Consider the following 12436-nt stretch of genomic DNA (forward strand, 5'->3'; position numbering starts at 1 on the left):
GGGCAAGCCTGCTCGCCACAACAAGCTCGCTCGGCATAGGGTTAAGGTTGGCCGGCGAGGGCCTGATTCACCGCCAACCATCCAGCCACGGCGTCTTCACCGGCTTCACTGAACGCACGCTGCAACAGCTTCACCTGCTCGCGGCGCAGTGACTGCTCAAAACGTTGGCCTTCTTCAGTCAGTTCCAACAGGCGTTTGCGCTTGTCGGCCTCGGAGGCAACGCTGTCGACCAGGTGCATTTCCTGCAATTGGCGCAATGGCATGTTCAGCGCCTGCTTGCTCACGCCAAGCAACTCCAGCAGCTGCTTCACGCTCAAGGCGGGGTAACGCGCGATAAAAAATACGATGCGCTGATGCACGCGGCTCAGGCCACGGCGCTCGAGCATTTCGTCGGCCTTGGCGGTAAAAGCCTGGTAGCCGAAGAAAAAGGCTTCCATGGCTTGTTGTTGGCTGCCCTGGTTTTTAAGGTCAAGCATATTGACGTATCCACGCGAGTCGTCGTAATTTCGGTCAACCAGTTTGACGTATTTGCCCCCGACTTCGCTACCGGTGACCCTATGGCCTTCTCTGAACGTGTTACGCGCCTCAAAAGCTCCTTGATCCGTGAAATTCTTGCGGCGGCCCAGCGCCCGCAAGTGATGTCGTTCGCCGGTGGCCTGCCCGCCGAAGCCATGTTGCCGGTACTGAATTGGGATGAACTGCCACTGAACATCGGCCAATACGGTATGAGCGAAGGCGAGCCGCAACTGCGTGAACTGCTCGCCGCCGAGGCCCGCGCCTTGGGCTTACCGTGCCAGGCCAGTCAGGTGCTGGTGGTCAGCGGCTCCCAGCAAACCCTCGACCTGGCGGCCAAGCTGTACATCGACAAGGGCACTGAAGTCTTGCTGGAAGGCCCGACCTACCTGGCCGCCTTGCAGATTTTCCAACTGTTCGGCGCCGATTGCCTCACCGTGCAACTGGAGGCCGACGGCCCGAACCTGGCCGCGCTGCGCGCCAGCCTCGAACGCCATCACCCGGCGTTCATCTACCTCATCCCGACCTTCCAGAACCCCTCGGCCGTGCGCTACAGCGAGGCCAAGCGCGCAGCCGTGGCCGCCTTGCTCGATGAATTCGGCGTAACCCTGATCGAAGACGAGCCCTACCGCGAGCTGACATTCGACGGCGCCAGTGCGCAGCCCATCGCCGGGCGGTTGAAAAAAGCCAGCTGGATCTACACCGGCACCGTCTCCAAGACCCTGTTGCCGGGGTTGCGCGTCGGTTACCTGATCGCCAGCGAGGATTTGTTCCCGCACCTGCTCAAGCTCAAGCAATCGGCCGACCTGCACACCAACCGCATCGGCCAGTGGCAAGCGATGCAGTGGATCGGCACGCAAAAGTACCAGCAACACCTGGCGCAGTTACGCGACTTTTACCGCGAGCGTCGCGATGCCTTTCAGTCGGCTCTGGAGCGCCACTTTGGCGACCTGGCCGACTGGCAAGTGCCTCAAGGTGGATTATTCTTCTGGCTGACCTTGAAACAACCCCTCGACACCCGCACCTTGTTGGCGCAAGCATTGGATCAGGACGTGGCGTTCATGCCCGGTGAACCGTTCTTTTCCGAGCCCGATCAACACTTGGGTTCGTTGCGCCTCAATTTCAGCCATATCGACCCGGCCCGTCTGGACGAAGGTCTCAAGCGCCTGGCCGCGGTGGTCCGTCAAGCACAGCACGCGCAAGCGGCATAAGGGGAGCCCCATGTACAAGGTTTATGGCGATTACAAGTCGGGCAACTGCTACAAGGTCAAATTGATGCTCAACCTGCTGGGCATCCCGTACCAATGGATCGATGTCGACATCCTCAAGGGCGACACCCAGACTGCTGAGTTCCTGGCCAAGAACCCCAATGGCAAGATCCCGGTGCTGGAACTTGAAGACGGCACTTGCCTGTGGGAGTCCAACGCGATTCTCAACTTCCTGGCCGATGGCAGCGAATTTTTGCCGTCCGAGCCACGCCTGCGCACGCAAGTGTTGCAGTGGCAGTTTTTCGAGCAGTACAGCCACGAACCGTATATTGCGGTGGCGCGGTTTATCCAGTTTTACCTGGGCTTGCCCGCAGACCGTCTTGAGGAATACAAGAAGCTGCACAAAGGTGGCTACAAGGCCCTCAAGGTCATGGAGCGCCAACTGCAACTGACCCCGTATCTGGTAGGCGATCAATTCTCCATCGCCGATGTGGCGTTGTATGCCTATACCCATGTGGCCCAGGAGGGTGGGTTTGAGCTGGACGCTTATCCGGGTGTGCAGGCGTGGCTGGCGCGGGTGGCCAGTCATCCAAAACATGTAGCGATGCTTGATTAAACGCGGATCGACATGTGGGAGCTGGCTTGTGTGGGAGCTGGCTCCCACATTGATAGTGTCCAGTTTCAGTTCGATGTTGTGCCAGACAGCTCATCACTCAGCAGCTCAAAGCAACGCTGCGCCGCCGGGCTAAGGCCCATCCCGCTGCGACTGATCAACCCGATCTCGCGATTCACGCCGGGATGGTCAATATTGATGCGCTTCAACCCCTGCAAACTGTCCGCCGCCGACTCCGGCAACACGCTGATGCCCAACCCCTGGCGCACCAACGCCAGTACCGTCGACATGTAGTTGGCTTCCATGCCAGCATTCATTGTCAGCCGTGTCTGATCAAACAACGCGTCCACCTGCTCACGCACACTGCTGTCGCGCCCGGTGAGGATGATTGGCTGGTCCGCCAATTGCTCCAGGGTCAGCCGCCGATGGTGGGCGAGGGGATGGCACAGTGGCACAAACGCACACAACCGATCATTGAGCACCGGCAAAAACACCAGGCCGTGGCTCAGCCGTGCGCGCACACCAATGCCAAAGTCCACCACGCCTTCGCGCACCTGTGCATGAATGCGATGGGCGACCAGGTCATGCAAACGTACTTCGATGCCGGCAAAGCGTTCGCGAAACAGGCGCAAGGCCGGCGGCAGGGCGCCGGCGCATACCGAGGGCAGTGCGGCGATGGTGACCACGCCGCGGCGCAGGGCGGCGAGGTCGCGCGAGCCAGTGACGATGTTGTCCAGGTCCAGCAACAGTTTTTCCATGGGGCCGCGTGCGTCCTCGCCGGCGGCGGTAATGCTCACATGACGAGGGCTGCGGTCGAGCAGGGCGACACCAAGCCAGTCTTCGAGTTGTTGCACCTGCACCGTCAGGGCTGAGGGCGATAAGTGCAACTCGTTGGCGGCCTTGGTGAAACTGCCGGTACGGGCTACGGCTAAAAAGGCTTGTATGTGTTGGATACTGTTCTTCATTTTGTTTTTCCGAACGTGCCAGGCCGAATATTCCAATTTACAAAGACTAACCTGCTTCCAATACTCCAGGGAAAACAATAACCGGCCACCAAGGCCGCTCTGGAGTAACCCATGCTCGCAACCCTGGGTGTCATCACCATCCTGTGCCTGCTCGCTGCCGTCATGAGCAAACGCCTGTCGCCACTGGTGGCGCTGATCGCCTTGCCGATCATCGCCGCACTGCTCGGCGGTTTCGGCCTGCAAACCAGCGCCTTTATCATTACCGGAATCAAGAACGTCGCCCCAGTGGTGGGCATGTTTGTGTTCGCGATTCTGTTTTTCGGGATCATGACCGACGCCGGCATGCTCGACCCGATCATTGATCGCATCCTGCGCACCGTAGGCACGCGTCCTACGCGGATTGTGGTCGGCACCGCGACCCTCGCGCTGCTGGTGCACCTGGACGGCTCCGGCGCGGTGACGTTTCTGGTGACGGTGCCGGCGATGCTGCCGCTGTATACGCGGTTGGGCATCGACAAGCGCATCCTTGCGTGTGTCTGCGCCATGGCCGCCGGGGTCAATTTCCTGCCGTGGACCGGCCCGGTGCTGCGCTCTTCGGCGGCCTTGCATGTGCCGGTGGCCGACCTGTTCCAGCCGCTGATCCCGGTGCAGATCGTCGGCCTGGTCTTCGTGTTTGCCTGCGCCTGGTGGCTGGGCCGTCGTGAAGAAAAACGCCTGGGCCTGGGCGCCGGTTCCTCGGTGGAGGCGGTACCGCAACGGGTGCTCAGCGAAGAGGACATCAAGCTGCGGCGCCCACGGCTGTTCTGGGTCAACCTGTTGCTGACCGTGCTGGTAATGGTGGTGATGATTGCCGGCTGGGTCGACCCGGTGGTGATGTTTATGCTCGGCACCGTGGTGGCGCTGTGCATCAACTACCCGAATGTGGATGCCCAACGGGCGCGCATCGATGCCCATGCGAAAACCGCCCTGACCATGGCCAGTATCCTGCTCGCCGCTGGCGTGTTCACCGGCATCATGCAAGGCACTGGCATGCTCAAGGCGATTGCCGAGGTGGCGGTCGCACAGATTCCCGCCGGCCACGGCAAGTTGATCCCGGCGGTGGTGGGCTTTATTTCCATGCCGTTGAGCATGTTGTTTGACCCCGATTCCTACTATTTCGGTGTGATGCCGGTGATCGCCGAGGTCGGCAAAGCCCTGGGCGTCGACCCGCTGCAAGTGGCCCAGGCCTCGTTGCTGGGCGTACACACCACCGGTTTCCCGGTCAGCCCGCTGACGCCTGCGACCTTCCTGCTGGTGGGCCTGTGCAAGATCGAACTGGCCGATCACCAGCGCTTCACTATTCCGTTTCTGTTTGCTGCGTCGGTGTTGATGACCCTGACCGCATTGCTCCTGGGAGTGATTTGAGATGAAAACCTTGCGCATCGGTTCCGGCGCCGGCTACTCCGGCGACCGTATCGAGCCTGCCGTGGAACTGGCCGAACAGGGCGACCTGGATTACCTGGTGTTCGAATGCCTGGCCGAACGCACCATTGCCCTGGCGCAACAGGCGCGTATCAGCGACCCGCAGGGCGGTTACGACCCACTGCTGAGCGAGCGTATGCGCCGGGTGTTGCCATTTGTTGGCTTGAAGGGCCACCGTCGCCTGCGGGTAATTACCAATATGGGCGCGGCCAACCCCGTGGCGGCGGCCGTTGAAGTGCGGCGGGTTGCCAACGAGTTGGGCCAGGACCTCAAGGTCGTGGCGGTGGTGGGCGATGACGTGTTGGAGGTTTTACAGCCCGGGTTTTTGCTGGATAACGGCCAGACCGTTGGCTCTTTGGGCGCGCGGTTGATATCCGCGAACGCCTACCTGGGCGTCGACGGCATCCTTGAAGCCTTGCGCGCCGATGCCGATGTGGTGATCACCGGGCGCGTGGCCGACCCGTCGCTGTTTTTGGCACCGCAGATGTTTGAGTTCGGCTGGGCTGCGGACGACTGGCAGCGCCTGGGGCGCGGCACGTTGGTCGGGCATTTGCTGGAATGCGCGGGCCAGGTCAGCGGCGGTTATTTTGCCGATCCCGGTTTCAAGGATGTGGATGAGCTGGCACGCCTGGGTTTCCCGTTGGCTGAAATCGATGCCGATGGCGAGGCTGTGATCACCAAGGTGGCGGGCTCAGGCGGGCGGGTCAGCCGTGCGACGTGCACCGAGCAGATGATCTACGAAGTACACGACCCGGCGGCTTATCTCACGCCGGACGTGACGGCAGACTTTTCTCAAGTGAGCTTTGTGGAGGAGGGCGTGGATCGCGTCCGTGTCCAAAACGCCAGTGGTCGCGCTCGGCCTGAACAGTTAAAGGTCAGCGTGGGTTACCTGGACGGATGGATCGGTGAAGGGCAGATGTCCTACGGCGGCCCAGGCGCGGTCGCACGGGCTGAGTTGGCGCGGGATATCGTACTCAAGCGCCTGGAACTGATGGGCGTAAAGATGCAAGAGCTACGCGCCGAGCTGATTGGCATGGATTCATTGCACGGCCCACGCAGCAGCGTCGAGCCCTGGGAAGTGCGCCTGCGCGTGGCCGCCCGTTGTGAAGAGCGCAGCGAAGCGGTGCGGGTTGGCAATGAAGTGGAAACCCTCTACACCAATGGTCCGTCGGGCGGCGGCGGCGCGAGTAAAAGTGTGCGCCAGGTGGTGGCAGTAGCGTCGTTATTGCTGCCCCGCAGCGTGGTCAACCCGAGGATCGAAGCATGAAACTGCACACACTGGCCCATTCCCGTACCGGCGATAAGGGCGACACTTCGAACATCTCGATCATCGCCTACCGCGCCGAGGATTATCCGTTGCTGTGCGAACAGCTCACGCCCGAGCGCGTCGCCACGTTTTTTGCCGGCTTGCGTGAGCCGGGCGCAGCGCCGGTGCGGCGTTATGAATTGCCCAACGTGCAGGCGCTGAACTTCGTGCTGCCGGGGATCCTGCGCGGCGGCGTGACCCGCTCGCTGGCGCTGGACGCCCATGGCAAGTGCCTGGGGTCGGCCTTATTGGATCTGGTAATACTGACTTAATTACACAGCCAAACAAATGTGGGAGCTGGCTTGCCTGCGATAGCATCAACTCAGTCTACCTGAATCACCGAGGTGCCTGCATCGCAGGCAAGCCAGCTCCCACACAAGCCAGCTCCCACTTGGGTTCTTCAGCGGCTGTCAGACCGCGGCAAACCGCTTGTCGAGGTAATCAATGATCACCTTGGAGTCATACATCCAGGTGGTCTGGCCATTCTCTTCGATACGCAGGCACGGCACTTTGATCTTGCCGCCTTGCTCCAGCAGGGTCTGGCGGTCCTGTTCGTTGTTTTTCGCGTCCTTGAGCGCCACCGGCACATTCAGGCGGTGCAGGGTGCGGCGAGTCTTCACGCAAAACGGGCAGGCGTGAAACTGATACAGCGTCAGTTCCTTGGCCGCCGCGTTGACCTGTGCCTGTTGCTCGGCAGAACGCTGCTTTTTGCGCGGGCGGGTCAGGAAGTCGCCCGCGATGATGATTTGGCCGAGACCCACTCGAAGTGCTTTGACGAACATGGCTGAAAACCTCTTGCCCATGAAGAAGGGGCCGCAGCTTACCTGAATTTCGCGGGCGAAAAAAAACCGGCGATGAACGCCGGCTTTTCCTTACGCAGCCTGTTACTTGATCAGGCTGAGGAATTCGCTGCGGGTGGCCGCGTTTTCGCGGAACTCACCCAGCATCACCGAAGTGATCATCGACGAATTCTGTTTCTCCACACCGCGCATCATCATGCACATGTGCTTGGCTTCGATCACCACCGCCACGCCCAGGGCGCCAGTCACTTGCATCACGGCATCGGCGATCTGGCGGCTGAGGTTTTCCTGGATCTGCAGGCGGCGCGCATACATGTCGACAATCCGCGCAACCTTCGACAGGCCCAGCACTTTGCCGCTCGGGATATACGCCACATGCGCCTTGCCGATAAACGGCAGCAGGTGGTGTTCGCACAGCGAGTACAACTCGATGTCCTTGACCAGCACCATTTCGCTGTTGTCGGAGCTGAACAAGGCACCGTTGGTGACTTCTTCCAGCGTCTGTTCATAGCCGCGGCAAAGGTACTGCATCGCCTTGGCGGCACGCTTTGGCGTGTCGAGCAGGCCCTCGCGGGAAACGTCCTCGCCGAGCTGGCCGAGGATCGCGGTGTAATTCTGTTCCAGGGACATGAAACTACCTGTGGGATTTTCGCAAAGCGCAAGGTTACGGTGGCGGGCACATCGCTGCAAGCCTGACGATGGCACTTGTTACTCGTCGCGCCCTTCCATCATGGTGCGCTTGAGCATCACATACACCGCACCGGCGCCGCCGTGGCGGGCCTGGCAGGAGGTAAAACCGAGTACCTGGGCATGCTGGCGCAGCCAGGTATTGACGTGGCTCTTGATCATGGGACGCTTGCCGTCCAGGCGCACGGCCTTGCCGTGGGTGACGCGCACGCAGCGGATTTCGAATTTGGTCGCTTCGGCCAGGAAGGCCCAAAGGGTTTCGCGGGCTTTTTCCACGTTCATGCCGTGCAGGTCGAGGCTGCCTTCGAACGGGATCTGGCCGATCTTGAGCTTGCGCATCTGGCTTTCCTGCACGCCGTCGCGAGCCCACATCAGCTCGTCTTCGGGGCCTACATCGATCACGAACTGGTCGGACAGGCCATCCACCGTGGTGGCGTCGGTGCGCACGGTCGCGGCCTGGCGCAACTTGGCGATCTGCGCCCGGTCGGCCTTGGGTTTACCGGTGTCGGCACGATCATGCTTGATCGGCTTGACGCCGCGCAGCTCGTTTTTGAACAGGGAAAAATCGTCGTCTTGCATGTCAGCCTCCGCGAAGGGCGGGCAGTTTACCTAAATCGCGGCGGCCAGGGCGCAGGAAACGCTATCCAAGCGCCATCAGTCGTGCTTTTTCATCAAGTGCGAAGCGATGTTCAGTGACAGCGGCTGACGCATTTTCCGACGGCTACGACGCCATAACCACACACCCAACCACAGCACCAGCAGCCCGATTACCAACAGGATAGCCGAACCGCCGGGGCTGGCATTCAACTCGCCAAGGGCCGGCGAATGACCAAACAGGCCGGCGCCACCAGCGCCGGCCAACAGCAAACCTACAATGGCCAGCAACGCGGCAAAGCCGGCTACCAGGCGCAGACGCCAATTGCTCGGGCCTTTGGGGCGCAAGCGACGAGCGTCAAAACCATCGGATATCTTCATTCCGACCTTTCCTCCAGGGTATCGGCCCTTCGACCGGAAGATACACAGGTTGTTCCGACAGCAGCGGTAAATGCGCCAAATGAGAGGGCTTTGCGGATGAGCGGGGCAATAAATACGCCGCTCATCTCAAGGGCGATCAGATCAGATCTTTGGTCAACGCGAGGGTGGCGAAGTTGTCGGCCATGATGGCCATTTCAGTTTGCTGTACGTGCTCGGCGCTCAGGATGCCACCTTTGTAAGGCAGGTCACGGGTGGCGCAGGCGTCTTCCACCAGGGTGCAGCGAAAGCCCAGGTTCTTGGCGGCGCGCACGCTGGTGCTGACACTGGAGTGGCTCATGAAACCGCAGACGATCAAGTCCAGGGAGCCGAGGTCTTGCAGGTGTTTCTCCAGGCCGGTGCCATGGAACGCGCTGGGCAGCAGTTTGCCGATGATGGTTTCATCGCCTTGGGGTTCCAGGCCAGGGATGAATTCGCCGCGCTCGCCCTGCGGGTCGAACAGGCCCCCGACGGTGCCAAGGTGACGTACATGCACGATCGGGCGCCCGGCATTACGCGCGGCTGTCACAAGCTGCTTGATGTTGTCGACCGCCGCGTCCATGCCGGACAGGGCGAGTGGGCCGCTGAGGTATTCCTTCTGGGCGTCGATGATCACGAGGGTCGCATGGTTCAGGTTGGCTGCTGCGTAACCGCGACCGCTGAGTTGAAACATCGTCTTTGGAACGGACATTCTGGGGCTCCTGTGAGGGGGGCTTTTGTCACATTGTCCACTGGCTGAGCGGTTCTGTGAATCGCTACCATCGTAAGGTACGCCGTTGTTGACGTGCAGCCATGTCAAGAGGTGGGCTTGATCAGCGCAATGATGGCAATTTGAATGATTTCCGACAGATGGTGAAGGGTTTTCGTACATCGTCGGTACAGGCGAAGGCTGTTAGAATCGCCAGTCGTTTTTTCCAGGAGCTTGCCCCCGTGATTACCTCCCGCCTGCGCACGTTGCGCGACCACATCCGTTGGGCTGTCAGCCGTTTCCATGGGGAAGACCTGTTTTTCGGGCATGGCACCGACAATGCCTGGGACGAAGCCCGGCAATTGGTGCTCGGCGCCTTGCACCTGCCTTGGGAAATTGCCGACAGCTACCTGGACTGCAACCTCGAAGAAGAGGAAGTCGCCCATGTGCAGCGCTTGCTGCACAAGCGTATCCACGAGCGTGTCCCTACCGCCTACCTGTTGAAGGAAGCCTGGTTCTGCGGCATGTCGTTTATCGTCGATGAGCGCGTGTTGATCCCGCGTTCACCGATTGGCGAGTTGATCGAAAACCGCTTCGAGCCATGGCTGGCCCAGCCGCCGGCGCGCATTCTCGACCTGTGCACCGGCTCCGGTTGCATCGGCATCGCCTGTGCCTACGAGTTCCAGGACGCCGAAGTGGTGCTGGGCGACTTGTCCTTCGAAGCCTTGGAAGTGGCTAACCAGAACATTGAGCGTCATGGTGTCGATGAACGCGTCTACACCGTGCAGGGCGACGGCTTCGATGGCCTGCCGGGCCAGCGTTTTGACTTGATCGTGTCCAACCCGCCGTACGTGGATGCCGAAGACTTCGCCGACATGCCGGATGAGTACCAGCACGAGCCGGAACTGGGCCTGGCCTGCGGCGACGATGGTCTGAACCTGGTGCGACGCATGCTGGCCGAGGCCGCCGACCACCTGACCGAGAAGGGCTTGCTGATTGTTGAAGTCGGCAACAGCCAGGTGCACGTCGAGGCGCTGTACCCGGAAGTCGACTTTGCCTGGCTGGACTTCCAGCGCGGCGGGCACGGTGTGTTCATGCTGACGGCTGAGCAGTGCCGGGCGCATCAGGCGGTGTTTGCGGCGCGGGTTTAACTTCATTCCGCAATAGGAACGCGATCAGTGTGGGAGCCGACAAGCCAGCTCCCACATTTGGAATGCATTCCAACCTTTCAGCGGTGTGTGGCAATCCAGATCAACAGCCCCGCCTGAAACACCGTAAACGCCACCAGGCACGTAATGGTAAAGCGCAGCCCACTGTCCTCGCGCTTGAACTTGGTGACCTTTTCTTCTTCCTTGCGCAGCTTCACTTCCTGCTCGGCCAGGTTCTGCTCGGCCTGCTGCAGCATTTGCGCAGCTTCGAGGATCTCCACGTACTGCACCTTCTCGGTGTTCCAGCTGTCCAGCACTTCGCTGACTTTGCCGGGTTGCACGTTCCCTTTGAGGTGCTGCACATCGGCGTAGGCCACATCAAAACCCTGGATGCGCAGGAAATGATCGCGACGCAGGCGCGTGGCTTCGTTGAGTGCATCCTTGTTGGCGAGGTCCACGCCGTCTACGCGGTAATGTGACCACTTCTTTTTCGCCCACGCGGCGGCCTGTGCCACCAGAAAGCGTCCCAGGCCACGGTTGGCCGGTTCAATTTCCAGGCTGTTACCCGGGCCGAAGTGCACACGGTGCGTCTCGTGATCGACCCAGATATCCAGGTGATTCTGCTCGCGGCGCACACGTTGGCCGGGCAACTGGATCACCATGCGTAACAGGCTGTGTTTCTTGTCATGGCGTTCGGTATAGCCAAACTGTACGAACCGCAGCGGCCGTGCGCCGGTGGCACGATCAGTGGCCAGGGGCGCCAGGCGCAGCATCTTGAAGTGTTCGGCCTGAACGTCCGCCCACGGCAGGGCCGCGGCCTCGACAGCCTCGGGTTTTTCGGCCGGGGTGTCGGCGGTAGATTCGGGTGTTGCTTCGGTGGTAGTCATGCGGCGCGATCCTGTCCAAGCCCGGCGAGCCGACAGTCTTTTTACTGTCGACTCTGGGCTTATCGGCCGTTTTATTCAGGACTGGAGGCAAATAATCGCTTAACGGGGTTGAAGTCCGTCGATAAAGCGCACGATGCGTTGGCCCAGCTCGGCGGCGAGGGGCAGTTTGGGGTCGTTGTACGACTCAAGCTGTTCCTTTACACCCTTGGGCACGATGCGCATCACGTGGTTCATGCCTTGAATCACGCTCAGTTGTGCGTCGGGCTTGGCCGCTTGCAACTGCTGGGCATCCGCCACGCCGACCTGGATATCGTTGGTGCCCTGGATGATCAGAGCCGGCATGTTCAGTTTGGCGAAGGCGGCCGACGGGTCGGCACGAAACAGGCTGATCAGGTACGGCTGCACACTGGGGCGGAAAATGCCTTCCAGCGGGCGCGGTACATCGGCATCCACCTGGCCGGCCTTAAGGTGGTCGAGAATTTCATTGCTGCGCAGCAACAGGGCAGGGGGCAGATGATCGGCCAGTTGCTGGCGGATCACCTGGTCCACCGGCCGGGCGCTGCCGGACAGCGAAATAACCCCGGCCGGGTCGAGTTGCGGCGCGGCGAGGGTGGCGACCAGCGCACCTTCGCTATGGCCCAGCACGATCAACTGGCCCATGCGGCTGTCGGCCTTGAGCAGCTTGCCCCAGGCCACCGCATCGGCCACATAGGCGTCCAGGGTGAGGTTGCGTTCGTCGGGGGTGGCGGCCAGGCTCGCGGCCACGCCGCGTTTGTCGTAGCGCACGCTGGCGATGTTATTGCGCGCCAGCACCCAGGCCAGGCGCTTGAGGCTGTCGTTGCGCGCACCATCGGCGCTGTTGCCGTTGCGGTCGGTGGGGCCGGAGCCGGCGATGATTAGCACCACGGGCACGGGCTTGTCGGATTTTGGCAGCAGAAGCGAACCAAACAGCTCGCCGCTGCCGGTGTCCAGGCTGATCGGCCGTTGCAGCACGACGGGGGAGGCGGCGAAGCCAAGGCTGGAAAACAGGGTAAGGGTCAAAAGCAAAACTCGCAGCATCATCACGCCATCATCAGGAAGGTGCCGGTTGGACCAACGTCTACCGGTAAGGTTTCGAGGATGAACTACTCGGTTAGCCTGCGTATACTG

At 61.0% G+C, this 12436-nt stretch carries 15 protein-coding genes; 6 read left to right on the forward strand and 9 right to left on the reverse strand.

Annotated elements, in window-relative coordinates; all coding sequences use genetic code 11:
* Positions 1–41: 41 nt before the first annotated feature.
* The gene (locus tag ACQY47_RS24010; RefSeq protein ID WP_099548914.1) at positions 42–476 is read right to left on the reverse strand and encodes a MarR family winged helix-turn-helix transcriptional regulator; all 435 of its coding nucleotides are present in this window, start codon (positions 474–476) and stop codon (positions 42–44) included.
* Positions 477–557: 81 nt separating this feature from the next.
* On the opposite strand from ACQY47_RS24010, the gene ACQY47_RS24015 reads away from it, so the two are divergent.
* Both ACQY47_RS24015 and ACQY47_RS24020 read left to right on the forward strand, forming a co-directional pair.
* The gene (locus ACQY47_RS24015; RefSeq protein WP_099548915.1) at positions 558–1724 is read left to right on the forward strand and encodes a PLP-dependent aminotransferase family protein; all 1167 of its coding nucleotides are present in this window, start codon (positions 558–560) and stop codon (positions 1722–1724) included.
* A 10-nt stretch (positions 1725–1734) separates the two neighbouring features.
* Positions 1735–2337, forward strand: a complete 603-nt coding sequence (locus ACQY47_RS24020) for a glutathione S-transferase family protein (RefSeq protein WP_428552480.1) — start codon at positions 1735–1737, stop codon at positions 2335–2337.
* Between the two features lie 65 nt (positions 2338–2402).
* Here the strand turns inward: ACQY47_RS24020 and ACQY47_RS24025 are convergent, their stop codons facing one another.
* The gene (locus tag ACQY47_RS24025; RefSeq protein WP_428552483.1) at positions 2403–3299 is read right to left on the reverse strand and encodes a LysR family transcriptional regulator; all 897 of its coding nucleotides are present in this window, start codon (positions 3297–3299) and stop codon (positions 2403–2405) included.
* 111 nt (positions 3300–3410) lie between these two features.
* On the opposite strand from ACQY47_RS24025, the gene ACQY47_RS24030 reads away from it, so the two are divergent.
* The 3 genes from ACQY47_RS24030 to ACQY47_RS24040 are packed head-to-tail and all read left to right on the forward strand — an operon-like array spanning position 3411 to position 6338.
* Positions 3411–4703, forward strand: coding sequence for a CitMHS family transporter (locus tag ACQY47_RS24030; protein WP_138452847.1), 1293 nt, complete (start codon positions 3411–3413; stop codon positions 4701–4703).
* A gap of 1 nt (position 4704) precedes the next feature.
* A complete protein-coding gene (locus ACQY47_RS24035) occupies positions 4705–6027 on the forward strand; it encodes an acyclic terpene utilization AtuA family protein (RefSeq protein WP_428552487.1) in 1323 nt (440 codons plus the stop codon).
* Entirely contained in the window at positions 6024–6338 is a 315-nt protein-coding gene (locus tag ACQY47_RS24040; RefSeq protein ID WP_017137835.1) for an AtuA-related protein, read from the forward strand. Before ACQY47_RS24035 ends, ACQY47_RS24040 begins: the two co-directional genes overlap by 4 nt.
* A 138-nt stretch (positions 6339–6476) precedes the next feature.
* On the opposite strand, the gene ACQY47_RS24045 is transcribed toward ACQY47_RS24040, so the two are convergent.
* The 5 genes from ACQY47_RS24045 to ACQY47_RS24065 all read right to left on the reverse strand — a co-directional run bounded on the left by ACQY47_RS24045 (position 6477) and on the right by ACQY47_RS24065 (position 9255).
* Positions 6477–6848: a glutathione S-transferase N-terminal domain-containing protein gene (locus ACQY47_RS24045; protein ID WP_017137834.1), complete on the reverse strand. Its 372-nt coding sequence runs from the start codon at positions 6846–6848 to the stop codon at positions 6477–6479.
* A 102-nt stretch (positions 6849–6950) separates the two neighbouring features.
* Positions 6951–7496, reverse strand: coding sequence for a GTP cyclohydrolase I FolE (gene folE / locus ACQY47_RS24050; RefSeq protein ID WP_003442011.1), 546 nt, complete (start codon positions 7494–7496; stop codon positions 6951–6953).
* A 78-nt stretch (positions 7497–7574) separates the two neighbouring features.
* The gene (locus ACQY47_RS24055) at positions 7575–8132 is read right to left on the reverse strand and encodes a Smr/MutS family protein (protein WP_017137833.1); all 558 of its coding nucleotides are present in this window, start codon (positions 8130–8132) and stop codon (positions 7575–7577) included.
* Positions 8133–8207: 75 nt separating this feature from the next.
* Positions 8208–8528, reverse strand: coding sequence for a hypothetical protein (locus ACQY47_RS24060; protein ID WP_056861118.1), 321 nt, complete (start codon positions 8526–8528; stop codon positions 8208–8210).
* A 136-nt stretch (positions 8529–8664) separates the two neighbouring features.
* Complete coding sequence (locus tag ACQY47_RS24065) at positions 8665–9255, reverse strand: cysteine hydrolase family protein (RefSeq protein ID WP_017137831.1); 591 nt, start codon at positions 9253–9255, stop codon at positions 8665–8667.
* A 239-nt stretch (positions 9256–9494) separates the two neighbouring features.
* On the opposite strand from ACQY47_RS24065, the gene prmB reads away from it, so the two are divergent.
* Entirely contained in the window at positions 9495–10403 is a 909-nt protein-coding gene (gene prmB, locus ACQY47_RS24070) for a 50S ribosomal protein L3 N(5)-glutamine methyltransferase (protein ID WP_058420625.1), read from the forward strand.
* A gap of 77 nt (positions 10404–10480) precedes the next feature.
* Here the strand turns inward: prmB and ACQY47_RS24075 are convergent, their stop codons facing one another.
* Positions 10481–11287 (reverse strand): hypothetical protein, encoded by an 807-nt coding sequence (locus ACQY47_RS24075; protein WP_138452752.1) that lies wholly within the window; start codon positions 11285–11287, stop codon positions 10481–10483.
* 99 nt (positions 11288–11386) lie between these two features.
* Complete coding sequence (locus tag ACQY47_RS24080) at positions 11387–12349, reverse strand: alpha/beta hydrolase (protein ID WP_017137828.1); 963 nt, start codon at positions 12347–12349, stop codon at positions 11387–11389.
* Between the last annotated feature and the right edge of the window lie 87 nt (positions 12350–12436).

Source organism: Pseudomonas edaphica (assembly GCF_965277385.1).
In the GTDB taxonomy this organism is placed as follows: domain Bacteria; phylum Pseudomonadota; class Gammaproteobacteria; order Pseudomonadales; family Pseudomonadaceae; genus Aquipseudomonas; species Aquipseudomonas edaphica.

What these genes read in the sequence shown, in the direction of transcription:
- ACQY47_RS24010 (WP_099548914.1), bottom strand. Translation starts at nt 476, where the DNA reads ATGCTTGACCTTAAAAACCAGGGCAGCCAACAACAAGCCATGGAAGCC.
- ACQY47_RS24035 (WP_428552487.1), top strand. Translation starts at nt 4,705, where the DNA reads ATGAAAACCTTGCGCATCGGTTCCGGCGCCGGCTACTCCGGCGACCGT.
- ACQY47_RS24030 (WP_138452847.1), top strand. Translation starts at nt 3,411, where the DNA reads ATGCTCGCAACCCTGGGTGTCATCACCATCCTGTGCCTGCTCGCTGCC.
- ACQY47_RS24040 (WP_017137835.1), top strand. Translation starts at nt 6,024, where the DNA reads ATGAAACTGCACACACTGGCCCATTCCCGTACCGGCGATAAGGGCGAC.
- ACQY47_RS24015 (WP_099548915.1), top strand. Translation starts at nt 558, where the DNA reads ATGGCCTTCTCTGAACGTGTTACGCGCCTCAAAAGCTCCTTGATCCGT.
- ACQY47_RS24065 (WP_017137831.1), bottom strand. Translation starts at nt 9,255, where the DNA reads ATGTCCGTTCCAAAGACGATGTTTCAACTCAGCGGTCGCGGTTACGCA.
- ACQY47_RS24075 (WP_138452752.1), bottom strand. Translation starts at nt 11,287, where the DNA reads ATGACTACCACCGAAGCAACACCCGAATCTACCGCCGACACCCCGGCC.
- folE (WP_003442011.1), bottom strand. Translation starts at nt 7,496, where the DNA reads ATGTCCCTGGAACAGAATTACACCGCGATCCTCGGCCAGCTCGGCGAG.
- ACQY47_RS24025 (WP_428552483.1), bottom strand. Translation starts at nt 3,299, where the DNA reads ATGAAGAACAGTATCCAACACATACAAGCCTTTTTAGCCGTAGCCCGT.
- ACQY47_RS24055 (WP_017137833.1), bottom strand. Translation starts at nt 8,132, where the DNA reads ATGCAAGACGACGATTTTTCCCTGTTCAAAAACGAGCTGCGCGGCGTC.
- ACQY47_RS24045 (WP_017137834.1), bottom strand. Translation starts at nt 6,848, where the DNA reads ATGTTCGTCAAAGCACTTCGAGTGGGTCTCGGCCAAATCATCATCGCG.
- ACQY47_RS24080 (WP_017137828.1), bottom strand. Translation starts at nt 12,349, where the DNA reads ATGATGCTGCGAGTTTTGCTTTTGACCCTTACCCTGTTTTCCAGCCTT.
- ACQY47_RS24060 (WP_056861118.1), bottom strand. Translation starts at nt 8,528, where the DNA reads ATGAAGATATCCGATGGTTTTGACGCTCGTCGCTTGCGCCCCAAAGGC.
- ACQY47_RS24020 (WP_428552480.1), top strand. Translation starts at nt 1,735, where the DNA reads ATGTACAAGGTTTATGGCGATTACAAGTCGGGCAACTGCTACAAGGTC.